Consider the following 23,041-nt stretch of genomic DNA (forward strand, 5'->3'; position numbering starts at 1 on the left):
ATATTAAAGAAGATATCACATATACTACAAATCAGCTTGAAAAAAATAAAAATTCAAGACGTTATAAAAAAGATAAACACTCCCAGTCAAAATTTAGTGACTGGGAATAGTCTTTATCCCTCTGTATGAACTTCTTCTAACATAGCATCAAGTAAAACGAAAAGTTTTTGAGATGCTTCTTCCATATCATCAAAGTTATGAATAATTTTATCCTGATTAGCAAGAACATTTTGTTCCGGATTTGCATTGTCAATAAAGGCGAGATTTGTATTTGCGTTTGTATGGACAATATTATGTGGCTGTGCAACTTGAGGATAGCTCACGGTATTTCCAAAACGTTCTTTACCTTCTGAATCATACCATTTTCCTAAATTACATTGGTGAGAATTAACTGCTTTTAGTACTTTTTTCAGTGATACGAGAGAGTTGTAAGCACGAGATTTGTAAAGTATATGGTCGATTTTAGCCAAAACAATAAAGACACTGTTTTCCATAAAGACTGATTGTGTGACAATCTTATTAGAGTTGTCGCTAAGCTCTACTAGGGTAGTTTCAAACTCCTCTATAGTTTGTGTTGAGGAATCAACAGTCTCTTTCATATTCTCAGAACTACTTTGAATATCGCTCATCCCTTGCTGCAGTGATTTGATTGAGATGGATATCTCACTTGTGGCTTTATGGGTTCTCTCAGCAAGTTTTCTTACTTCATCTGCTACCACAGCAAATCCACGTCCATGTTCACCAGCGCGTGCTGCTTCAATTGCTGCGTTGAGAGCAAGAAGATTTGTTTGGTCAGCGATGTCAGTTATGAGTTCTATAACTGAAGTAATATCCCCAGCCTGAGTTGCTAGTTCTTCTATATTGGTATTATTATTATTATTTACCTGCTCATGAAGCTCATGAAGATTATCCACAACAGTATTGATGTTCTGTCTTGAATCATTTGCAAGTTCTGCAGCAAATCTTGTTGAAGCAGACACTGTCTTAATGTTTTCAATATTTGTTTTTAAATCTTTTTGAATAACAGTAAGAGATTCTGAGACGTTTACGCTACGAATACTAATTTGAGTATTAAAAGCATCTCGAAGAACTTTTTTGTACTGTACTTCCATTATATCGATTGTGCTTGCCACATTGTCTATGGCAACTACAAAAGCACCATCAAGCCCTTGAGAAGAGATTTTTGTGCTAAAGTCACCTTTTGAAGCATTTGTAATAGTTGTATTGATTTGAGAAATGAGAGTGTTGATATGTTGGATAAGCTCATTGAGATTTTTTCCCATTGTTCCTAGTTCAGTCTCTAAAGAAGTGTTTGTAGACATATTGCTAAAGTCACCTTTTGCAGTACGTGAAATGATCATTGTAAATTCTTGGATACCTGTTATCACTGAGTTACTGATTTTACTTGCAAAGATAAATACGACGACACCAACAAGTAGTCCTGCTAAGAAAACAAAATATTTGTAAAAAGATATTTTTGATTCTAGTTTGCTAGAAAAAGAATGAAGTTCTTCTTCTTTAATTTTGACAAGTTCTTTAAAATATTTTCTTGACTTTTCTGCATAAGGGGTTAATTCTGTTTTATATTTAGCATAAACATTTATCTTATCGTTGGCAATTTCATCAGCAGTAAGGGTTTCCATCATCTTATAGGAGTTATCCAAAAAAAGGACTGTTGACTCTTTGGCTTGTTTTAGGAGGGGAAAGTGTTTATCTTCTTTCATAATAATTTCTAAAGCAGAAAAATCTTCTTTAATAGCATCTATGTTAGCGCGAAGTTTATGAAGATCTGTTTGATTGTTTCCTCCAATCATCAAGTCTCTTGTTGTTCTGCTCACATAATTGAGCCGTTTTTCTATATCTAGAACTTTAAATCCTGATTGCATAGGTGTTGTGTAGATGATCATAATCATCTTCTATATCTGTCATTGCCCCAAAGACAAAAATTGTGGCAGCAAAGATTGCAAAAGTTGCCATCACAATAAGATAATTCATCTTCTTTTTAATACTGAGATTCTGAAACATACATATTCCTTTATGTGAAAATTTTAATATATTTTATCACATAATTATTCAGTATATATAAAAAATTATAATATATCAAAAATATATAATACTTCTGTGATAAAAGATTTTAGAACATTGGAATAGGTTGTGGTACAATTCATATACAAAAAGAGAAAAGTAAGTACAAGCTTAAAGGAAAATAAATATGACGATGGCAGAACAAGAGATTAAAAAATTTGAAAAAACGGACTGTGCAGAAAATTCTGTATTTTATCAAGCAATGGAGGAGGTGATATATTCCATCGCTCCATTGTTAGAATCTGATGAAAAATATCTTAAATATGCAATCCTTGAACGTTTGGTAGTTCCTGATAGAATTATAAAATTTAAAGTGACTTGGTTGGATGACAATAATAATGTGCAGGTAAATACTGGTTATAGAGTGCAGTTTAATAATGCACTTGGACCATATAAAGGTGGACTTCGTTTCCATCCAACGGTAAATGAAGGGGTATTAAAATTTTTAGGATTTGAGCAAATACTGAAGAACTCTTTGACGGGATTGCCTATCGGAGGAGGAAAGGGTGGCAGTGATTTTGATCCAAAAGGAAAAAGTGATTTTGAGATAATGAAGTTTTGTACTGCGTTTATGAGTGAGCTTTATAAATATATAGGTCCTCGCATAGATGTTCCTGCTGGTGATATTGGTGTTGGTAGTCGTGAAATTGGTTATCTTTTTGGTGAATATAAAAAAATCACATCTTCTTATGAAGGCGCATTAACAGGGAAGCCATACTTCTTTGGTGGCTCTCTTATGCGCCCTGAAGCTACAGGCTATGGTGCAGTTTATTTTACTGGGAGTATGCTTGAGATTGAAGGTAAAGAGCCATTGGATGGAAAAATTTGTACGGTAAGTGGTGCTGGAAATGTTGCACTGCATGCGATTGAAAAGCTGCAACAAATTGGAGCTATTGTTGTGAGTTGTTCAGACTCGCACGGTACTATATATGATCCACGAGGTGTAGACTTAGAACTGTTAAAAACTCTCAAACTTGAGCGCAGAACTTCTTTAAAAGAGTATACTGAAGTACATTCTGAAGCAGAATATATTCCAGTTGAGAATTATCCAGAGGGTGCACATGCAGTGTGGAATATTCCATGTTATGCAGCCTTTCCTTGCGCTACTCAAAATGAGCTTAATGAACTCGATGCGCAAAATCTTATAACTAATGGTTGTGTGAGTGTCACTGAAGGTGCAAATATGCCATCAACTCCTGAAGCAATAGCACTACTGCAAAGTCATAAGCTCTGCTTCGCTCCGGCTAAAGCCGCCAATGCAGGTGGGGTGGCTGTAAGTGAATTTGAAATGAGTCAAAATGCTTCCATGACAAAATGGAGTTATGCAAAAGTAGATGAAAAACTCAAAGAGACTATGCAAATGATATGTAAACGGGTGGCGCTTACTGCCAAAGATTATGGCGTGGAAGGCAATTATGTTGATGGTGCAAATATTGCAGGATTTAAAAAAGTTGCAGATGCTATGATAGCAGAAGGAATCTAAACGCAGTGAAACAGATACTAATAGCTTTTATACTTTTTTTTCTTACACTTAATTTAAACGCAGCTGTTAAATACAGTCCATTTTTAGATAAACAAATAGAGCTTAATTTACAACTCAATGAAAACAATTTGTCCCAAGAGCGTATTCGTGAGTTGATTGAGAAACAGGAAAATTTATATGAAAAGCAACTCTACAAAATTATGTCTGACAAACAGAAATATATTGACAATGGCATGGTTGTACAAGATATAAATTCAAAAATCTTTTCACTCAAAAAAATAATAGCCATAAATAAACGAGCAGGAAATAGCTATGCTGTTTTACGTGATGAGGTGCAATTAAAATCTTATATCTTAGTAAAATATCAAAATAATTTGTTTAAGAATGTACTGATGGCACTTGATCTGCCAAGTTTAGAAGAATTTGAAAAAAAATTATCTTCTTATATTGTTGATGAGCAAAAGAGAGTTTTGCAGTTAACGAAGAGAGATTATGACAAATATTTGAACTTGCAAGAATCTTCGAGTGTAGTAAAAGCATTAAAGGAAAATATTAGAGAATTTCATGCTTTACAGGATATTCATAGTGATATGATAAGTTATATTTACAAGTTTGAAAACAAGATGTATAGACTTAATAAATACTATACTTTTCATGTAATGGGTCTTGTAGTTTATCTTGAGTCTTTTCACTTTGTACAAAATATAAATTTTATTTTAGAACCTTATGGATTGAGTATCATTAAAATCTTGATTATGATTTTTTTAACACTTATTATTTATGGCTTCAGAAAAGTTGTTTACGTTTCTATCCAAAGGGGCTTTTCAAAAATTGATTTTTTAGAAGAATATTCTGACATTATTCTCTCTAAACTTAAAATCACTATTGAAACCTTGGTTATTGTTATAAATATAAATATGTTGATTTATGTCTACAATGATTTTAGTGCGGTAGATGTTCTCTCTCGTGCATTTAACATTATTTATGGTGTTTATTTTACGCTTATTGTTTATATTTTAGTAAATACTGTCGCTGCCATTAAGTTGAGTAGTTTTGATGCGGTATCTACCCCGATTAAAAGTGAACTTATTAACGTTGGTATTAAAATCATTAACTTTATTATTATTATTATCGGGATATTGATTGCCCTTTATTTTGCAGGTGTTGATCTGACTGCAGTGCTATCAGGTCTTGGGATTGGTGGTTTTGCTGTTGCCTTTGCAGCAAAAGATACAATATCGAATTTTTTTGGAACGCTCTCTATACTTTTTAGTAATGTTTTCTCTCAAGGAGATTGGATAGAGATAGATGGGAATGAAGGGGTGGTTGTAGAGATTGGTTTGCGTGTAACAACGATACGGACTTTCGATAATGCACTTATAGCAATCCCAAATGGTACCTTTGCTTCTAAAGATGTAAAAAACTGGAACAAAAGAAAACTTGGACGACGCATTAAAATGAATCTTGGAGTCAAATATGATTCTAAAATAGAAGACATTAACAAGGCCATTGTTGAGATACGAGATATGCTACAAGATCATCCTGATATTGCAACACAAAATACAAAATATGTACATCAAAATCCAGCTTATGGGCATAGTGTCAAGCTTGTGTCAAAAGATGACTTAGAAGGGGTGAAAAAGACTCTTTTAGTATACTTGGATGAGTTTAGTAGTTCAAGTATAAATATCTTAGTTTATTGTTTTTCAAAATCTGTTGCATGGGAAGAGTGGCTTGCCACAAAACAAGATATTATGGAAAAAATTATGGAAATAATGGAGAAAAACTCTTTAGAATTTGCTTTTCCTTCTTTATCTATTTATAACGAAACGCAGCAAAAGTCTATTGGCTCATAAGAATTTCAGTATTTTGTGATAAAATCATTTTTCTAAATATTACTATAAAGAATTTTTATGTTAAAACTAAATGCCGGTTTATGTGTACGTTCGCTTAGTGTAGAGAGCGAATGTAATAAATGTGAAGTAGTCTGTCCAACAAATGCTATCGTTATCACAAAAGGAACAGCACTTCCTGCAATTAACTTTTCAACTTGTGTGACTTGTGGAGCTTGTGGTGGAGTTTGTCCAAGTGAAGCACTGACACTTGAAGAATTTTCTCCTACTGATTTCTTTTTTGACTTTATTGAAGATGAAGATAATCTGATCTCTTGTCGTAAAAATGTACCTTGTATCTCTGCTTTAAGTGTTGAGCATATTCTCTCAATGGTAACACTTAAAAAAGAGATAGTTTTTGACATGGGGTATTGTAATGAGTGTGATATTGCCTCAACATGCCATAAGCAAATTTTAGAAAATTATGAAGAAGCGACATATATTCTTGAAGCTATGGAAAATGATGCCACAATTAAACTTGAAGATGTGAAGTACAATAGTGAGAATGAAGCGACAACAGACAGAAGAGATTTTTTAAACAATCTAAATCTTAAAAGTGTTGCAAAAGTCAAAAAAAGTTTTGAAGATGAAGTGCAAAAGGCAAGTGATGAACTCATCGAGCACTCATTGGCAAAAACAGATATTGCGCTCCTTCGTAAAAAAACACTTCCTAATAAGCGAAAAATTCTCTTTACTGCACTAAAAAGAGTCGAGAAGCCTTCTACTTTTCATATTATTGATGCAACTGAAATTAGTTTTACTTCCCAAAAATTGATGAATGAGGAGAGTTGTACAGCATGTCAAATGTGTTATAGAGTTTGTCCAACTGGGGCATTGACATCTGACTTGAAAAATTCTAAGATTGATTTTGATCCATTTTTATGTATCAAATGTCATATTTGTCATGATGTATGTGAACCCGATGCCATAACACTTTCAAGCTCTTATAAAATGAAAGAGTTTTTTGAGCCTGAAGCGGTTAATTTGATCTCTTTTAATGTAAGAAGATGTGATGAGTGTGGCAGTATTTTTAGTTCAAACAGCAATGATACTATGTGTTATAGATGTAAAATAGAAGAAGAAGAAGCAAAAGCTTTGTGGGGGATAGAAGAATGATGAATAATGAAAACCAAATATCTAAACAAACGAAACTGTTTGGATATATAGGTGAACATGCGGGCAATAGTAGTTTTAGTGCAAAACTGAACAAAACGTTTAAGCAAAACAGTGATGATACAATGATAATTCCTATGAATATTAGAGCAGATGATCTTTATTTTACTTTTTCAAATATGAAAAAATCCCATGTAAATGGTGCTGTTATATCGAGTGAATATGTAGCAGATGTAGTAGATACTTTAGATGATGCTTCTTCCTTAGTCAAACGCAGTGGCATGTGCGATATTATCTATAAAGAGGGAGAAACCTTACGTGGTGATATATTTAGCATACGTGTATTAACTGAAAAACTCAAAGATATGTTTATCTCAAAAATTGCTATCATTGGAATAAATCATTACGCAAAAGCATTTTCATTTTTAGCTTGTGGTTTTCATCTGAGTTATTTTCATGATAATCTAGAAGAGTTGATGCGTTTTACTAAAGATGTAGAGCTTTCAAAGGCAGATATAAATAGAATAGCTGAAGATATGCATGTTGATTTATCAGCCTATGATGCAGTTCTAGATTTCTCAGATATGGGTGCGCTTAGTATGGTAGATAGATTACCAAAATTTGCATTTGATATGAAAAATAAAAAACAATTTTCTCCTTTAAAGCAAAGAGCATTAGAACTTGGAAGTGAGTATATCGCTTATGATGATATGCTAGAAGATTTAACACAAAAAGCATATAGTGAAATTACGAGGTTTAAAATATAATGCGAAGTGGTCAAAAACGAGCAGACATTAAGCATGGTGATTCTGTTGCTATTGTCTTAAAACAAGATCAAGACACAGGATACCTGACTGATGGAATTGTTAGAGATATCTTAACAAAATCGGCTACACATCCTCACGGTATAAAAGTACGACTTATGAGTGGTGAAGTAGGGCGTGTAAAAGAAATATACTAGTTGTATATACTATAATGAGCAAAGCCCATTATAACGGCAGGGACATTATGTCCCTACAACCCCCTAAAGCTATAAAAGTAAACTTTTTAAGAACTCTACATTATAGTATTTTAGCGAGGTAAAGCCAGCCTTGCCAAAGAACAGCAGAAGAGATTCCTGCTGCAAAACCAGCAATGATGTCATCACCCATAACTCCTACACCACCTTTAGCTTCACGGTCAATCCTTCCAATAATAGACGGTTTTGTAATATCGAAATATCGAAATAGTACGAAAGAGAGTAGTGCTTGAACTAAAAAGCCATTTTGTAAGTCTAATACATTGTCAAATGCCACACCAGCAGCAGGGGCAACACTAAGTGCAAACCACATACCTGCAAGCTCATCAATGACTATACGTTGGTCATCATGGTTATTTGTCTCTTCTTCGTATGTATTAATAATTTTTATAGCAATAAGCGAGATAAGTAAAGCAGCTAAAAAAAGTGTTGTAGCATCAAGGTAGATTAAGATAACCATACCAAGTGGTAAAGATACGAGTGTTCCCATCGTTCCAGGTGCTTTGGGAGAAAGCCCGCTATAGCCAAGCGTTAGAAAAAACCAGTGCATTTGTTTCCTTATGTTAATGATGTAGTTTGATATAGCTTCATAAGCTCAAGATAAAAATCTTTTTCGGAGTGCTCTTCTAGAAGTCCTTTTACGGGAAAAGTATCATAATAGAGTTTTTCAAGATTTTTAAATCTATTTGGAAAAAGTTTTGAGAGTAAAAATGAGGAAATCTCTTTTCTCATAAGAACAGCAGGAGGTAAAATCCCCGCTTCAAGCAGTGCTAAAATAGAATCAGCATGATAAGATATTTGATGGTGTTGTCCGTGTGGACAGGTGTTTTTGCTCACTAATGTTTTACATTCGTCGCAATAAACATACTCACTTGCAACTGTAATTTCTATGTTTATGCCAGTAACCTTGTCTATGATAGACTTATTGGAATTACAATCATAAAACATTCCAAGTCCAGCATGATTCCGTCCGATAGTTAGACGATTGCAGCCGTAGTTTTTTGCAACAATAGCATCAATAATAATCTCGTTATAGCCTGCAAAGATATAACTATTTTCAAGTGGTACAATGATGACACGATTTTTTGGTAGAAAGTTGTTGATAAAGTACTCAAGTGCCTCTTTTCGTATTTCAAATTTTAAGTTTGCACTATCATATGGTTTAAGTAGGAAAATTACGAGTAAATCAGTGTTTTCAAGACTTTGTCTGATAAGTCGCTCATGCGCACGGTGGAGTGGATTTGCTCCCATCATTAAAGAGCTTGTATGCTTTGCACCTATGCGCTCTTTGGCTTTTTCTATAAGTATTTTGTTCTTATTTTTTATCCCATGAAGAATTTTATATTCTCCACTCAAAGCCCAATTACCTATGCGTTTTATTGTTGCCATAACTCCGGGATGTGTCAAATCATCAGTACCGTAGATATGTTTGACACGTTCTTTGGGATCAATCTGAAATGTTTCTTCTGTAGTTAATGTAGCAAACTCTTGCCCATCACAAAGAATTGTGATCTCATCTCCAGCTTGTAAAGACTTGATGGTCTCTTCATTTTTTTTTCCAGATGGAGCTAAAACAAAAGGGAAAGGAAATGACTGCCCATCAATCAGTCCTGTTTTTAAGACCTCTTGAGACTCCTCTTCATTCATCAGTTTTGTGACAGGTTTTAAAAGAGAGTTGGCTACAAGTTCTAAAACTGATGCAGCTTCTTTATCTATATAAAGTGTCTTATTTTTTCTTGATGATGTCATATTTTTTTCTTTTTTCCCATAAACTTTTACGACTAATACCTAATTTTTTAGAAAGTTCAGTGTCTGGATATTTGTCTTGGTAGTTTAGAACAATAAATTTTACATAATCTTCAATAGGTAAGATTTCACCTTTGTCAAAAACATTGTTTTCACTTTTTATTTCAATAACTGGGAAATGAACATCTTCTATTTTATCATTACTCGCAACTATCGCTTTTTTCCCATCTATAAGTTCACAAAAGAGTTCTTTATCTGCTTTTTTAAGTGCTTGATAATCTACGATATAGGCTATAGAGTTCTGAGGTAAAGAGTCAATCTGACTCATAGCTTTAGAGCTCGTAAGCGTTATGAAATGGATTGGTAAATTTTCTTTTTTTGCATATTCAAAGGCAAAAGCATCGCTATATTTTTGAAAATTTGAGGAGACAAAGATAGGAAGGTTTAAATCTTCAAGAGAGTGACCATGCTTTGTTGCAGCAAAGTTATATTCGATGTATTTTTCATATGCTTCATTACGTTTTTTGAGTCTTTCATAATCTTGATAATGGTCGATTTTTCTGACGAGCTCTTCTATCATAAAAGGTTTTAGGATGTAGTCCTTTGCCCCTGCACTCAGTGGTTTTGAAACAGTATCATTACTAATGTAAGAAACCATGAGAATGACGATTGAATTTTTAAAAGTCTCGATGACAGGAATAAAGTCTTGGCCATTTATGTTTGTTGAGAGCAAGACTGCATCATAGTTGTTACTTCTAATGGCATCTTTTGTAGAAGTACACATCTCACAGACATGTCCAAGCTCTCCGAGTTTTGTTGCTATACTTTGTGCTAAATAAACTTCGTTTTCTATAATTAATATTTTCATGTTGTCCTATCGTTTCCAGTTATAATATTTTAAATTTGCATTTGCCAATACACCAACACCTTCTGCTCGGCCAATAAAGCCAAGTTTTTCAGTAGTAGTTGCTTTGACATTCACTCTTGCTTTATCTATATGTAAAAGCTCTGCGATCACTTTTCTCATTTCATTTTTGTACTTAGCAATTCTTGGTTTTTGTGCTGCTATTGTGATATCTACATTCACAATAATAAAACCATAATTGTAAAGTTTATTGACTACACGTGAAAGAAGTTCTTTTGAATCTATTCCCTTATATGCGTCATCATTGTCAGGAAATAACATCCCAATGTCACCCATTCCCGCAGCACCTAAAAGTGCATCTATAAGAGAATGAAGTGCTACATCCCCATCACTATGGGCTTTAAATCCAAACTCACTCTCTATCTTCACGCCGCCAAGAAACATTTCACCTTTATCATCAAAAGCATGCACATCAAAGCCATTACCACTTAAAATATCAGATGATGGTGCTTCAAGACATGGTAATTTATTGAGATCATGTGTGTATGTGATTTTATGCGCCTCTTCATCGCCTGTAACAAATACTCTTGTTCCTCCAAACGCAGTGATTGCACTACTTTCATCTGTGAACTCTTCTTTTGTTTGTAATGATGATTTTAAAATGGAAGTTTTTGAGAGTTGAGGGGTTTGGATACGTTTTACTTTATCTCTATCTATTGTTTTATCTTCATAAACTATAGTATCTGTTACTTTTAAAAAAGGAACAATAGAATCAGCATCATTTTTACAGCTAATGATTCTGTTTAAGAGCTCTTTGTTAATACAAGCTCTTGCAACATCACTTACTAAAACATAATCACTCTCTACTGCGTTTAAAGCATTTTTAAGGGATTGTTGTCGCGTATTTCCACCTGTAATAAAGGTATAGTCTGCATAATTTTGCATAAAAGGAATTTCATCTGCCGTCGAGACGATGATAATCTTAGTAAAGAGTTTAGTGCTGTAAAAATTGTCTGCCACATACTGCCATAAAGGCTTGTGAGCGATTCGGAGCCACTGTTTTTTAACATTCATGTCAAAACGACTAGAGCTACCTGCTGCTAAGAGTACAAGTGTTAAATCGGGCAAATAGTCTCCTCATCCTTAAAAGTGTTACGAAATTATACACCCAAAAAGCTTTTTTTTATCTTGAATGTGTAAATTAGTGCCTAGATAGAGTCAAATATTGCATAAATAATCTTATCAATATGTTTACTTTATGTTAGATTAACTTTATTTGATTATATTTCCATCATATATAAAAGAATCTAAAATATAATAAATAGGAGAAACTTATGAGATCTTCATGGGTAAAAGAGCGAGAAAGTGATTCTGTGAGAACACAGATGCACTATGCAAAAAAAGGCATAATCACACAAGAGATGGAATATGTCGCAAAAATAGAAGATTTATCTCCTGAACTAGTTCGTAGTGAGATAGCACGTGGTAGATTAATTATACCGGCAAATATTAACCATACAGCATTAGAACCTATGGCTATCGGAATCGCAAGTAAGTGTAAAATCAATGCAAATATTGGTTCTTCAGCAATAGCTTCAGACGTTCAGGGTGAAGTTGAGAAGATGCAAGTTTCTCAACACTATAAAGCAGATACAGCAATGGACCTTTCAACTGGTGGTGATTTGGATGAGATTAGAAAAGCTGTTATTGCTTCTTCAAAGATTCCTATTGGGACTGTGCCTATTTATCAAATCCTTCATGATGTTGGAAACAAAATCGAAGATTTAACTATAGAAGTAATGCTTGATGTTCTTGAGCGTCAAGCAAAACAAGGTGTCTCGTACTTTACAATTCACGCAGGTTTCCTTCTTGAGACTATGCCAAAAGTTGCAAAACGTAAAATGGGAATCGTTTCTCGTGGTGGTTCTTTAATGGCTGCTTGGATGATGCATTATCATAGAGAAAATCCTTTTTATACTGCTTTTGATGATATTTTAGATATCTGTGCCAAATATGATGTTAGTCTTTCTCTTGGAGATTCTCTTCGTCCTGGTTGTTTAGCAGATGCATCTGATGAAGCACAACTTGGCGAATTGAAAGTTTTAGGTGAACTTACACTGAAAGCTTGGGAAAAAGATGTTCAAGTTATGATTGAAGGTCCAGGACATGTGCCAATCAATCAAATTGAACGTAATATGAAAATTCAAAGAGAACTTTGTCATGAGGCTCCTTTTTATATTTTAGGGCCATTAGTTACTGATATTGCAGCTGGATATGACCATATCTCTTCTGCAATTGGTGCAGCTGTCGGTGGATGGCATGGTGCTTCAATGTTATGTTATGTAACACCAAAAGAGCATTTAGGACTTCCAAACGCAGAAGATGTACGTGAAGGTATCATTGCCTATAAAATTGCCGCTCATGCTGCTGATATTGCCCGTGGTCGTAAAGGTGCGCGCGATATTGATGATGAAATGAGTGATGCACGTTATACATTTGACTGGGAAAAACAGTTCGAACTTGCACTTGATAGTGAAAGAGCGCGTGAGTATCACGATGAAACACTCCCTCAAGATGTATTTAAAGAGGCAGAATTTTGTTCTATGTGTGGACCAAAATTTTGTTCTTACAAAATAACGCAAGAGATTATGGATAACCCTGAAGCGATTGCACAAATCGCAGCAGATGCAAAAGCAAAAGAAGCAGAGGAAGAAGCCGCTCTTTTAGCTTAAAGTAATTTTTGAAAAAAGTAGATTCTAAACAAGACAATATTTGTCTTATTTAGATATACTATAATTCAAAAATTATTTCTTTGTAAAAAGAGATAAAAATGATAGAAGGGAATGAAAAGATTCCCTTAAATTTATGAAACACAAACGAAAAGGCACAAAGTGCCGTGGACTTCCTGTCGAGGGAAACCAAGCGTTAACGTAGCTAAAGGGACTTGTTCCTTTGGCGTGAGAAAAAGGGAATGAAAAAGGTTCCCTTAAATTTTATAAAATAAAATTAAAGGAAAATAGACAATATGACTGAAGAAAATGTAAAATCAGCACTTTCAAAAGTAATGTATCCTGGTTTCACCAAAGATATCGTAACTTTTGGTTTTGTAAAAGATATAGTAGTAAATGGAAATGATGTTAGCTTGAGCGTTGAAATCACTTCATCAGCTCCAGAAGTTGCACAACAAATTAAAGATGAAGCAACTGCTGAACTTATGAGAGAGGGTTTTGAAGGTATTACTATTAATGTAAAAGCTCCTCAAATGCCAAGAGAAAGTTCTTCTCAAGGGAAAAATATAGCACCGCAAATCAAAAACTTTCTTATGGTAAGTTCTGGTAAGGGTGGGGTTGGTAAATCAACTACTGCAGTAAATGTAGCGATTGCACTTGCAGCTCAAGGGAAAAAAGTCGGTCTTTTAGATGCAGATATCTATGGTCCAAATATCCCTCGTATGCTTGGGATTTCTGACATAAAACCTGAAGTAAATGGCAACAAAGTCCTTCCAATTAAGGCCTATGGTCTTGAAGTAATGTCTATGGGTTCATTAATGGAAGAAGGTCAGTCATTAATCTGGCGTGGTGCAATGATCATGAAAGCAATTGAACAATTTTTACGTGATATCTTATGGTCAGAACTAGATGTTTTAGTTATCGATATGCCACCGGGAACTGGTGATGCACAACTTACACTTGCTCAAGCTGTTCCAGTAACTGCAGGTCTAACAGTGACAACGCCACAAAGCGTTTCTCTTGATGATTCACGTCGTTCATTAGATATGTTTAAAAAACTGAACATTCCTATCGCTGGAATTGTTGAAAATATGAGTGGATTTATTGCTCCAGATACTGGTGTTGAGTATGACATCTTTGGAAAAGGAACATCACAACCAATGGCCGATGAGTTTGATACAAAAATCATTGCTGAAATTCCAATCGAGCCTGCTATCAGAACTGGTGGTGATGAGGGTAAACCTATCACTTTTGTAGCTCCAACAAGTGAAACAGCAAAACGCTATATGCAAGCTGCTGAGTCTATTTGGACAACGATAGAAGAGATCAATGCAAACGGTGGAGTAGATAACCAAGCTGTACAACCGACTACACCTCCAGGTGTAAGTGCATGTTCAACTGGTGCTGCTGCTCCTAAAGCACAAAGTAGTGACGAGAGTTGCGGTACAGGATGTGGCTGCCACTAGTAGCTTCATCTTCTTCGGGATTTTCCCGAAGAAATCAAATTTATTATTCTTTCAATTTTATTTATTCTACAGTAACACTTTTAGCAAGATTTCTAGGCATATCAACATCATTCCCAAGTCTTACAGAAATTTCAAGTGACAATATTTGTACTACAACCATCATCTCAAAAAATTCTAACATATAATGACTTTGTGGCTGCGTTTGAATATAATCATCTGCCTTATCAAATACTAAAGGAGAGATGGCACAGATAGTTGCATCTCTTGCACTTAGCTCTTCTACATTACTTTTTGATTTTTCATATAATAAATGCTCGGGAAGTAGGGCAATAGTGAACAACTCAGGATCAGCAAGTGCGATTGGACCATGCTTCATCTCACCACTTGGATAGCCCTCAGCATGCAAGTATGATATCTCTTTAAGTTTTAGGGCACCCTCAAGTGCAAGTGGATAAAAAAGATCTCTTCCTATAAAAAAGAAACCATGTCCATGAAGATATCTTTTTGATAAACGCTTGATACGTTCATGCATAGAGTCTTCAACTTTTACACTTCTAGGAACTTCTCGAAGAAGAGCTATCTGTTTTGCTATCTCTTGGGCATCAAGTGTATTTCTTAGTTTTGCTACATAGAGTGAAAGCATCCAAAAAACCACAACTTGTGTAGCAAATGCTTTGGTAGAAGCCACACCTTTTTCAATCCCTGCACGAGTTAATATACTTGCATCTGCGATGCGAACCATAGAAGAGTTGTCAACATTACAGATTACAAGAGTTTTCAAACCTGCATTTTTTGCCATCTTTAAAGTCTCTAAAGTATCGGCTGTCTCACCACTTTGTGAGATAACGACAAAAAGGGTATCTTTTGTCATAATAGGTTCACGGTAACGAAACTCAGAAGCAACTTCAACGGAGGTTTTTACTTTTGAGTAGCGTTCAAACATATATGAAGCTGTAAGTGCTGAGTGATACGAAGTACCACAAGCACAAAGTTTGATTTCATTGATACCATCAAAAAGTGAGCTGTCTATTTCATCTAAAATGATTTCATTTTCGCTCAGACGTCCAAGGAGTGTATCAACAATCACATCACTTTGTTCATATATCTCTTTTTCCATGAAGAAACGGTAGCCATCTTTTTGTGCAGAGAGTTTGTTTGTTGAGAGTTTTGTAAAGATAGGCTCTCTTTGTGTATCATTTTTGTCAAATATAACAATTTTCTCAGGAGTAACATAACCGTAATCTCCATCTTCAAAGTAGTTAACATCACTACAATGCCCAATAAGAGGTGTGTCTGATGAAGCAAAGTATTTTTCATTTTCTGTGTTGATACCAACAAGCATTGGTGAACCGTTTTTTGCAAAAAAGATTCTTTCATCTTCACCTTTTGTTACAAGTAAGATAGCGTACGCACCTTCAAGCTCAGAGATAGTTTCTTTAAAGGCTTCAAAAGCATCAGCACTCTTCTTTAATTTTTCCTCAAAGAGATGTACTATAACTTCTGTATCTGTTTGACTTAAAAAGTGAACACCTTTTTCTTGTAACTCTTTTTTAAGTTCTGCATAGTTTTCAATGATACCATTGTGGACAACATAAGAGCTGCTTCCAACATGAGGATGCGCATTAAGTTCTGTAGGTTTTCCATGTGTAGCCCATCTTGTATGTCCAATACCGACAGCGAATTTATCAGTTACAAAATCTTTTGTTTTGTCTTCGAGATTAACGAGTTTTCCGACAGCTTTAAAGCTTGAGAAATTGTTATCGCTTAAAATGGCGATACCTGCTGAATCATAGCCTCTATATTCGAGCTCTTTAAGCCCCTCTAATAAAATCTCTTTTGTGTTCTTTTTTCCTAAATAACCGACAATTCCGCACATAAATTTTCCTTATTTTTTATTGTGGTCTAGCACTTAATACTTCATAAATATTTTCAACATTATTACATATTTTGTTTTGTTTTTCCATTAAAAAACTATCTCTTACTTTGTGTTTGCTTGAATGTATTTTTGCTGTGATGATATTGATTCCAAGTTCTTCAAACTTGTACATAACATAAGCAAGTAATCCTGTTTGATTAGCTGTATGAATGGTGAGTTCCGCATGGGTGAGTGAGTGTTCACAGTCAATATTGATCTCATTTTTTAAAATAGTAATCTTTTTGAGAGGGACCTTTTTGCTCATATCAAAAGCATTGTCAATGATATCTTGAACTTCAACTAAAATATTTTCATCAACATTTTGGATAAATTCAATTTTAAAATATTTTAGCCCATCAAAAAGTGTAAAAATCTCCATAGAACCTACTTGCAAATGTGCCAAAGTTGCTAAAAGATAGCTGATATTGAGAGGAATATGTCTAAATATTTCTATGCTAAGAGAGTTTTCGTGTTTGACACTAAAACTGTACTCTTTTGTCTCTCTAGCAATTTTAGCAATATGAATAATATCCTGAGGGGAGTGTTTAAAGAAGAAAAGACTAGACTCTATTGTGAGTATTTTTTTCTGTAATAGACTTGGCAGCTCTTTAAACTCTGCTAGGTTTTTTACTCTTGTTTCAATCAAAAGACGTTTTTTTGCATCGGTGATTCTTCCTTTATTTTCGGCAACTTCTAAGGCATTTTGATATAAATCAAAAAGAAGTTTAGCGTTAAATGAGTTATAAATATCTCCTCCAACACCACTAATATCTGCATAGGTTAGTAGATAAAGTAGCTTGAGGTTTTTTGTATCTTCGATTTTTGACATAAATTTATACAATGTTTTTTCATTATGAATATTTTCTTTAAACGCAACACTACTCATAAGCACATGGTGGCGTGTTAATGTCACTGCCCGCTTGATATTTTCTTCACTTATATTGATTTTTTTAGTAAATTGTGCAACAAGTTTAGCACCAACTTCACTGTGGTCTTGCACTCTTCCTTTTCCACTGTCATGGAAAAAGACAACTATTTTAAGTAAAAGCTTTTCATCCCCATTAAGGGCTTGATAGAGTGTTTTCAAAAATGGATCACTGATATTTTCTAAGGCTTCAACACATTTGATAGAGTGCACATCAACAGGGTACTGATGGTATCCGTCAAACTGTGGAAGATGCATGACTTTTTTGAAGTTAGGAAAGAGTTCTTCAAGTATTCCTGCATCATAAAAAAGTTCTAAAAAACAAGCAATATGTTCTTTTTTCATTAGCTCTTTGAGAAGTATGTAGATTTTACCACTTAATGGATGTATGATTTTTGCTGTAGTAAATTGATATAAAAATCCAGCATCAAAACGGTAGTGTTTATCTTCTAAGTCTATAAGTAATTGTAAAAGTACCTTTATATCCTGCTTTGGCAGATGAAAGGAAGCATACAGTCTTGAGTCGTTTAAGTAAAAGCCTTTTTGGATTCTACCGCGTTTAAAGGTCATGATATTATTTGTATCGTATATAAATTGGCGTACCATTTTTTTGACAAATATTTGTACGAAATTATTGATACGCCACTCAGCTTCTAAGACTTTTGAAGCTAGCTTTTTTTGCTCTTTAAACCCAAGAAGTTTACTCACTTCTGGAATATATTCGAGCAAGAGCCTGTCTTCTTGCTTTTTGGTGATGAGATGCAGAGCGCTTCGTACACGGTACAATAATTCTAATGCTATACGGTATTCTTTATATTCATCTTCACTAAAAACTGTTCCACTTAACTCTTTAATAGTATCAATCCCATAAATGGTTTTTGCAATCCAAAAAATCAAATGCGTATCACGCAGCCCTCCAACACTCTCTTTGATATTTGGCTGCATTGTGCTTGGGTATTTTTTTCGCCTTATTTGGGCTTCTTCAATCTTGGCTATGATAAACTCTTTTTGTTTATCAAGTCTAATTTTATTTAGCTCTCTTTGGGTTGCATGCCAGGTAAAAGGAGAACCTGTAATCAAGCGTGATTCCATTAAAGAGGTCTTGATGGTAACATCCTCCGTACTAGCTTGATAAAGATCCGCTACTTCATGCACTCTATGTCCGAGCTTCATCCCTGCATCGAGTGCCAGATAGAAAAGTTTTTCTATGATGAGTTTGGTGTTATAGCCCTCAACATCTTTATAAACGATAAGTAAGTCGATATCACTTTGCACGCTAAGCTGCTCACGTCCATAACTGCCAAGTGCGACAATGGCTATGGGGATAGAGCTTCGCATTGGGAGATAGTTGCCAAAGACTCTACGCAAGACCGTTTTATACATCAGGTCTATGATGGAGTCAAGTTTTTTTGTATGGCGAACAAGAAAATCTTTTCCTTGGTTCTTTGTAAAAAGCTCAGGAAGCGATTCTTTATACTCTTTGATATATTGTCTAAAGAGTTTTGAAAGTTCAAAGTCTGAACCATTTTTTTCAATGATATTTTCTATTTCTAGTAGTAAGTTCATGGTATTTATCTCAAATTTTTATTAAATTATAGTATAGTAATCTTTATTAGCTATAATATTTTAAGTGCTTGACAAGAATAAATGTCATAAATTATGTCATTTATTCTTGTCAGGCACTTATGTATAACTTATAAACAATGAGTAAAGGGATAGATATGATGATAACAAAAAGTGTAACATTTATTGCAAAAGAGGGGTCTGAAGCGAAAATGAAAGAACTTTTATCTGCGATGGTGCAACCAAGTAAGGCTGAAAAGGGGTGCCTGTTTTATGAGATCTTTCAATATGAAAATGAGAGAAGAAGATTTATGGCGGTAGAGACTTGGGAGAATGAAGCTGCTCTTGAGGGTCATAAGGCTTCGGCACATTATGCTGTATATAAAGCATCTTATGAGCCATATTGTGAAGATAAGTACTCAGATGAATTAGAAGTTTTAGGATAAAAATGGAAAATTTATTTAATGATAAAAAAGCACAAGCCTGCAAGGATGATTTGGATTTACGAGTATATACTTCTAATCTTTTAGGACAGGATAATGAGCTTGTTTTACATGGTGGTGGCAATACATCTCTCAAAAGTAAGGTTGGGGGAGAAGATATTTTATTTGTCAAAGGAAGCGGTTGGGATCTCTCAGAAATTCAAAGAGAAGGTTTTTCTCCTGTAAGACTTGATGCACTTTTAGAGATGGCAAAAAGAGAAAGTTTAAGTGATTCTGAGATGGTAAAACTTCAGCGTGAAGCGATGATAGATGAAAAGGCTCCAAATCCTTCTGTTGAAGCCATACTGCATGCTTTAATACCATATAAATTTATAGATCATACCCATGCTGATGCTGTGGTGACTATCTCAAACGCAGTAACGGGGAAAGAAAATATCGCAAAACTGTATCCTGATTTTTTGATAGTTGATTATGTTATGCCTGGCTTTGAGCTTGCACACAGAATTTACGAGATGACAAAAGATCTTGATTGGAAATCTATTGAGGGTATTATCTTACATAATCATGGGATCTTTACCTTTGATGATGATGCAAAAATATCCTATGAGAAAATGATAAACGCAGTAGCAAGAGCAGAAAAGTTTTTAGATGAAAATGCTCTTGTACATATAGAACATAATTATGTACACAGTGAGTGTGACATAGCAAAGATAACGCGTATTTTTTCAGAGATAAAGGGATATGATGTCTCTATTAACATCAATCAGTCTCCTTTAGCTGGATTTTATGCCTCTCAGCCTAATCTTAGAGAATTTGCATCACGTGGAGTTTTGACACCTGAGCATATCATCCGCACAAAAAGAGTTCCTCTTATTATGGAAGATACAGATTTAGAGGGTGGCATCATGAAGTATGCTGAGGCTTATCAAGCTTACTTTAAAGAATTTGCGACTGATGAAGTGATGCTCAATCCTGCACCAAATTATATGATCATTAAAAATCTTGCACTGATCTCTTTTGGAAAAGATAAACGTGAGGCAGCAATTGTTAATGATATAGTAGAACATACTATGCTAGCAGTTTTACGAGCTGATAAGTTAGGTGGTTACAAAAGTATTAGCTTAAAAGATAGTTTTGCGATGGAGTACTGGGAACTAGAACAGGCTAAATTGAAAAAATAATAATGAATAAATACCTTATGGCAATAGACGCGGGAACAGGCAGTATCCGCGTTGTTATTTTTGATACACTGGGCAATCAAATCACAGCAGCACAAAAAGAGTGGACACACCTAGAAGAAGAGGGTGTGCGTGATTCTATGCGTTTTGACTTTGAAAACAACTGGATTTTAGTGTGTCAATGTATACAAGAAGCCTTAAACGCAGTAAGCCTAAACGCAGTAGATATTTTAGCTGTGAGTGCAACAAGTATGCGTGAGGGGATTGTGCTTTATGATATAGAGGGTCATGAACTCTGGGCTGTAGCCAATGTAGATGCAAGAGCTGCCCAAGAAGTAAAATATCTCAAAGAACATTGTAGTGGTTTGGAAGAAGAATTTTACCAAATATCGGGTCAAACTTTTGCACTTGGTGCTCTACCGCGTTTGTTATGGCTTAAAAACAATCGTCCTAAGATATATAAAAAAGTCGCACAACTCTCAATGATAGGTGATTGGATTTTAGCAAAACTCTCAGGTGTCATCGCAAGTGATCCAAGTAATGGCGGCACAACGGGTGTATTTTCCCTTTCTAAACGCAGCTTTATGAGCGAAATGGCAAAGCAAGTTGGATTAAAAACAGATATCTTCCCTCAAGTTTTAGAAGTAGGGACTCCGATGGGCTTTGTGACATCTAGTGCGGCTCAAGTAACTGGACTTAGTACAAAAACTCAAGTTGTTATGGGTGGCGGTGATGTGCAGCTGGGTTCTGCTGGACTAGGTGTGGTTGGGGTAAATCAAGTAGCCATTTTAGGTGGTTCTTTTTGGCAACAAGTCGTCAATATTCCTTCTCAAACGCAGCCACCAAAAGATATGGGCATACGAATAAATCCACATGTTATTGCAGGTTTAAGTCAAGCAGAGGGAATTACTTTTTTTAGTGGTTTGGTGATGCGTTGGTTTCGCGATGCTTTTTGTGAACTTGAAAAGCATGAAGCTACTAAACGCAGTTGTGATGTATATGAAATTTTAGAAGAAAAAGCCAAAGAAGTTCCCGTAGGTTCCTATGATATTTTGCCAATATTTTCAGACACTATGAAATATGGCAAATGGTACCACGCCGCACCAAGCTTTTTAAATCTCAATCTAAACGCAGCAGAGTGTAATCGTGCGGCAATGTTTCGAAGCCTAGAAGAAAATGCAGCGATAGTTTCAAGTTTAAACCTTCAAAAGATTCAAAAATTTAGTGGCATTGAGATACAAGAGATAGTTTTTGCAGGTGGGGCAAGTAAAGGCGCATTATGGTCACAGATACTTGCAGATGTGACTGGCTATAAAGTGAAAATTCCAAAAGTAACTGAAGCGACAGCTTTGGGTGCGGCAATGGCTGCTGGAGTAGGCTGTGGGATATATACAAGCCTTGCAAACGCAGCAAATGAGCTTGTAGTCTGGGATAAAGTTTACACGCCAAATCTTGAGAATAAGAAAGTTTATGACAGACTAAAAGTCAAATGGCAAAAGGCTTATGAAGTGCAATTAAAGCTTGTTGATGATAATATCACGAATTCAATGTGGAAAGCCCCCGGATTATAAGGTAAAATATGAAAAATAGAATAAATTTTGAAGATGCGTTAAAACTTTACGATATGGATTTTTTTGAACTTGGTGACCTTGCAGATGCAAAGCGTAGAGAGTTACATGGTGATAAAACATACTTTAATATCAACCGTCATATAAATCCGACCAATATTTGTGCAGATGTGTGTAAGTTTTGTGCTTATGCTGCAAACAGAAAAAACCCCAACCCTTATACTATGAGTCATGAAGATATTATGGAGATAGTCAAAGAAGTAGAGAGTCACGGTGCTAAAGAAGTGCATATCGTCTCTGCACACAATCCTGATGTAACCCTAGACTGGTATATCACTATATTTCAAAAGATAAAAGCTGCGTATCCTCATCTTCATGTCAAAGCCTTAACAGCTGCTGAGGTTGATTTTTTATCTCGCCATCATGGACTGACGTATGATGAAGTACTTGACTTGATGGTGGAAAATGGAGTGGACTCTATGCCCGGTGGTGGTGCTGAGATATTTGATGAGAAAGTACGTGACTTTATCTGTAAAGGAAAAGTGACATCAGATCAGTGGTTTGAGATTCATCGTAAATGGCATGAGCGAGGCAAAAAATCAAATGTCACGATGCTTTTTGGACACATAGAATCTCGTGAAAATCGCATAGATCATATGATGAGAATTCGTGAACTTCAAGATATTACAGGTGGTTTTAACTGCTTTATTCCTCTTGTGTATCAAACAGAAAATAATTATCTCAAAATAGATAAACCTGTGACAGCAAACGAGGTACTAAAAACAATGGCAGTAGCAAGATTAGTGCTTGATAACGTACCAAATCTTAAAGCTTATTGGGTTACTTCAACGGTTAATCTTGCACTTGTCGCACAAGAGTTTGGAGCAAACGATCTCGATGGTACGATAGAAAAAGAGTCGATAAACTCAGCTGCAGGTGCAAAAAGTGCCAATGGTGTTGTACTTGAAGATTTTACAGCATTGATAAAAAACAGCGGATTTACTCCAGTTGAGAGAGATAGCCTCTATAATGAGATAAAAGTCTGGTAAATT

19 protein-coding genes are annotated in these 23,041 nt (G+C 35.1%); 11 read left to right on the forward strand and 8 right to left on the reverse strand.

Annotated elements, in window-relative coordinates; all coding sequences use genetic code 11:
- Nucleotides 1–113: 113 nt before the first annotated feature.
- Both MV052_RS09835 and MV052_RS09840 read right to left on the reverse strand, forming a co-directional pair.
- Nucleotides 114–1,913: a methyl-accepting chemotaxis protein gene (locus MV052_RS09835; protein WP_297443877.1), complete on the reverse strand. Its 1,800-nt coding sequence runs from the start codon at nucleotides 1,911–1,913 to the stop codon at nucleotides 114–116.
- A complete protein-coding gene (locus MV052_RS09840; protein ID WP_297443879.1) occupies nucleotides 1,870–2,025 on the reverse strand; it encodes a hypothetical protein in 156 nt (51 codons plus the stop codon). Before MV052_RS09840 ends, MV052_RS09835 begins: the two co-directional genes overlap by 44 nt.
- A 187-nt stretch (nucleotides 2,026–2,212) precedes the next feature.
- Here MV052_RS09840 and gdhA point away from each other — a divergent pair, with 187 nt between their 5' ends.
- The 5 genes from gdhA to MV052_RS09865 are packed head-to-tail and all read left to right on the forward strand — an operon-like array spanning nucleotide 2,213 to nucleotide 7,534.
- On the forward strand, nucleotides 2,213–3,568 hold the full coding sequence (gdhA, locus tag MV052_RS09845; protein ID WP_297443881.1) for an NADP-specific glutamate dehydrogenase: 1,356 nt from the start codon (nucleotides 2,213–2,215) through the stop codon (nucleotides 3,566–3,568).
- 5 nt (nucleotides 3,569–3,573) lie between these two features.
- Nucleotides 3,574–5,424, forward strand: a complete 1,851-nt coding sequence (locus MV052_RS09850; protein ID WP_297443883.1) for a mechanosensitive ion channel family protein — start codon at nucleotides 3,574–3,576, stop codon at nucleotides 5,422–5,424.
- A 57-nt stretch (nucleotides 5,425–5,481) separates the two neighbouring features.
- Nucleotides 5,482–6,576 carry a 4Fe-4S dicluster domain-containing protein gene (locus tag MV052_RS09855; protein WP_297443885.1) on the forward strand — a complete coding sequence of 365 codons (1,095 nt, stop codon included), beginning with the start codon at nucleotides 5,482–5,484 and terminating at the stop codon, nucleotides 6,574–6,576.
- Nucleotides 6,573–7,340, forward strand: coding sequence for a hypothetical protein (locus MV052_RS09860; RefSeq protein WP_297443887.1), 768 nt, complete (start codon nucleotides 6,573–6,575; stop codon nucleotides 7,338–7,340). Before MV052_RS09855 ends, MV052_RS09860 begins: the two co-directional genes overlap by 4 nt.
- A complete protein-coding gene (locus MV052_RS09865; RefSeq protein WP_297443889.1) occupies nucleotides 7,340–7,534 on the forward strand; it encodes a YwbE family protein in 195 nt (64 codons plus the stop codon). The genes MV052_RS09860 and MV052_RS09865 overlap by 1 nt, the downstream gene beginning before the upstream one ends.
- A gap of 100 nt (nucleotides 7,535–7,634) precedes the next feature.
- On the opposite strand, the gene MV052_RS09870 is transcribed toward MV052_RS09865, so the two are convergent.
- The 4 genes from MV052_RS09870 to MV052_RS09885 are packed head-to-tail and all read right to left on the reverse strand — an operon-like array spanning nucleotide 7,635 to nucleotide 11,330.
- Nucleotides 7,635–8,141 (reverse strand): phosphatidylglycerophosphatase A, encoded by a 507-nt coding sequence (locus tag MV052_RS09870; protein ID WP_297443891.1) that lies wholly within the window; start codon nucleotides 8,139–8,141, stop codon nucleotides 7,635–7,637.
- Between the two features lie 8 nt (nucleotides 8,142–8,149).
- Nucleotides 8,150–9,340, reverse strand: a complete 1,191-nt coding sequence (locus tag MV052_RS09875; protein WP_297443893.1) for a sulfate adenylyltransferase — start codon at nucleotides 9,338–9,340, stop codon at nucleotides 8,150–8,152.
- Nucleotides 9,318–10,205, reverse strand: a complete 888-nt coding sequence (locus tag MV052_RS09880; protein ID WP_297443895.1) for a response regulator — start codon at nucleotides 10,203–10,205, stop codon at nucleotides 9,318–9,320. The genes MV052_RS09875 and MV052_RS09880 overlap by 23 nt, the downstream gene beginning before the upstream one ends.
- Nucleotides 10,206–10,211: 6 nt before the next feature.
- Nucleotides 10,212–11,330 carry a bifunctional 2-C-methyl-D-erythritol 4-phosphate cytidylyltransferase/2-C-methyl-D-erythritol 2,4-cyclodiphosphate synthase gene (locus MV052_RS09885; RefSeq protein WP_297443897.1) on the reverse strand — a complete coding sequence of 373 codons (1,119 nt, stop codon included), beginning with the start codon at nucleotides 11,328–11,330 and terminating at the stop codon, nucleotides 10,212–10,214.
- Between the two features lie 206 nt (nucleotides 11,331–11,536).
- Between MV052_RS09885 and thiC the strand changes: the two genes are divergently transcribed.
- Both thiC and MV052_RS09895 read left to right on the forward strand, forming a co-directional pair.
- Nucleotides 11,537–12,934: a phosphomethylpyrimidine synthase ThiC gene (gene thiC, locus MV052_RS09890; RefSeq protein WP_297443898.1), complete on the forward strand. Its 1,398-nt coding sequence runs from the start codon at nucleotides 11,537–11,539 to the stop codon at nucleotides 12,932–12,934.
- Between the two features lie 293 nt (nucleotides 12,935–13,227).
- Entirely contained in the window at nucleotides 13,228–14,397 is a 1,170-nt protein-coding gene (locus tag MV052_RS09895) for an Mrp/NBP35 family ATP-binding protein (protein WP_297443900.1), read from the forward strand.
- Nucleotides 14,398–14,458: 61 nt separating this feature from the next.
- On the opposite strand, the gene glmS is transcribed toward MV052_RS09895, so the two are convergent.
- Both glmS and MV052_RS09905 read right to left on the reverse strand, forming a co-directional pair.
- The gene (gene glmS / locus MV052_RS09900) at nucleotides 14,459–16,273 is read right to left on the reverse strand and encodes a glutamine--fructose-6-phosphate transaminase (isomerizing) (RefSeq protein WP_297443901.1); all 1,815 of its coding nucleotides are present in this window, start codon (nucleotides 16,271–16,273) and stop codon (nucleotides 14,459–14,461) included.
- Between the two features lie 16 nt (nucleotides 16,274–16,289).
- Nucleotides 16,290–18,803: a nucleotidyltransferase domain-containing protein gene (locus MV052_RS09905; protein WP_297443903.1), complete on the reverse strand. Its 2,514-nt coding sequence runs from the start codon at nucleotides 18,801–18,803 to the stop codon at nucleotides 16,290–16,292.
- A gap of 155 nt (nucleotides 18,804–18,958) precedes the next feature.
- Between MV052_RS09905 and MV052_RS09910 the strand changes: the two genes are divergently transcribed.
- The 4 genes from MV052_RS09910 to mqnE are packed head-to-tail and all read left to right on the forward strand — an operon-like array spanning nucleotide 18,959 to nucleotide 23,038.
- Entirely contained in the window at nucleotides 18,959–19,246 is a 288-nt protein-coding gene (locus MV052_RS09910) for a putative quinol monooxygenase (protein ID WP_297443904.1), read from the forward strand.
- Nucleotides 19,247–19,248: 2 nt separating this feature from the next.
- A complete protein-coding gene (locus MV052_RS09915) occupies nucleotides 19,249–20,424 on the forward strand; it encodes a class II aldolase/adducin family protein (protein ID WP_297443906.1) in 1,176 nt (391 codons plus the stop codon).
- A 2-nt stretch (nucleotides 20,425–20,426) separates the two neighbouring features.
- Nucleotides 20,427–21,992: an autoinducer-2 kinase gene (lsrK, locus tag MV052_RS09920; RefSeq protein ID WP_297443908.1), complete on the forward strand. Its 1,566-nt coding sequence runs from the start codon at nucleotides 20,427–20,429 to the stop codon at nucleotides 21,990–21,992.
- 8 nt (nucleotides 21,993–22,000) lie between these two features.
- Nucleotides 22,001–23,038 (forward strand): aminofutalosine synthase MqnE, encoded by a 1,038-nt coding sequence (mqnE, locus tag MV052_RS09925; RefSeq protein ID WP_297443910.1) that lies wholly within the window; start codon nucleotides 22,001–22,003, stop codon nucleotides 23,036–23,038.
- Nucleotides 23,039–23,041: the final 3 nt, after the last annotated feature.

The organism is Sulfurimonas sp. (assembly GCF_026988655.1).
Lineage (GTDB): Bacteria > Campylobacterota > Campylobacteria > Campylobacterales > Sulfurimonadaceae > Sulfurimonas.

Bases quoted from the DNA above. Each gene is read 5' to 3' on its own strand.
- MV052_RS09835 (WP_297443877.1), bottom strand. From the start codon at position 1,913: ATGATTATGATCATCTACACAACACCTATGCAATCAGGATTTAAAGTT.
- MV052_RS09840 (WP_297443879.1), bottom strand. From the start codon at position 2,025: ATGTTTCAGAATCTCAGTATTAAAAAGAAGATGAATTATCTTATTGTG.
- gdhA (WP_297443881.1), top strand. From the start codon at position 2,213: ATGACGATGGCAGAACAAGAGATTAAAAAATTTGAAAAAACGGACTGT.
- MV052_RS09855 (WP_297443885.1), top strand. From the start codon at position 5,482: ATGTTAAAACTAAATGCCGGTTTATGTGTACGTTCGCTTAGTGTAGAG.
- MV052_RS09860 (WP_297443887.1), top strand. From the start codon at position 6,573: ATGATGAATAATGAAAACCAAATATCTAAACAAACGAAACTGTTTGGA.
- MV052_RS09865 (WP_297443889.1), top strand. From the start codon at position 7,340: ATGCGAAGTGGTCAAAAACGAGCAGACATTAAGCATGGTGATTCTGTT.
- MV052_RS09870 (WP_297443891.1), bottom strand. From the start codon at position 8,141: ATGCACTGGTTTTTTCTAACGCTTGGCTATAGCGGGCTTTCTCCCAAA.
- MV052_RS09875 (WP_297443893.1), bottom strand. From the start codon at position 9,340: ATGACATCATCAAGAAAAAATAAGACACTTTATATAGATAAAGAAGCT.
- MV052_RS09880 (WP_297443895.1), bottom strand. From the start codon at position 10,205: ATGAAAATATTAATTATAGAAAACGAAGTTTATTTAGCACAAAGTATA.
- thiC (WP_297443898.1), top strand. From the start codon at position 11,537: ATGAGATCTTCATGGGTAAAAGAGCGAGAAAGTGATTCTGTGAGAACA.
- MV052_RS09895 (WP_297443900.1), top strand. From the start codon at position 13,228: ATGACTGAAGAAAATGTAAAATCAGCACTTTCAAAAGTAATGTATCCT.
- glmS (WP_297443901.1), bottom strand. From the start codon at position 16,273: ATGTGCGGAATTGTCGGTTATTTAGGAAAAAAGAACACAAAAGAGATT.
- MV052_RS09905 (WP_297443903.1), bottom strand. From the start codon at position 18,803: ATGAACTTACTACTAGAAATAGAAAATATCATTGAAAAAAATGGTTCA.
- MV052_RS09910 (WP_297443904.1), top strand. From the start codon at position 18,959: ATGATGATAACAAAAAGTGTAACATTTATTGCAAAAGAGGGGTCTGAA.
- MV052_RS09915 (WP_297443906.1), top strand. From the start codon at position 19,249: ATGGAAAATTTATTTAATGATAAAAAAGCACAAGCCTGCAAGGATGAT.
- lsrK (WP_297443908.1), top strand. From the start codon at position 20,427: ATGAATAAATACCTTATGGCAATAGACGCGGGAACAGGCAGTATCCGC.
- mqnE (WP_297443910.1), top strand. From the start codon at position 22,001: ATGAAAAATAGAATAAATTTTGAAGATGCGTTAAAACTTTACGATATG.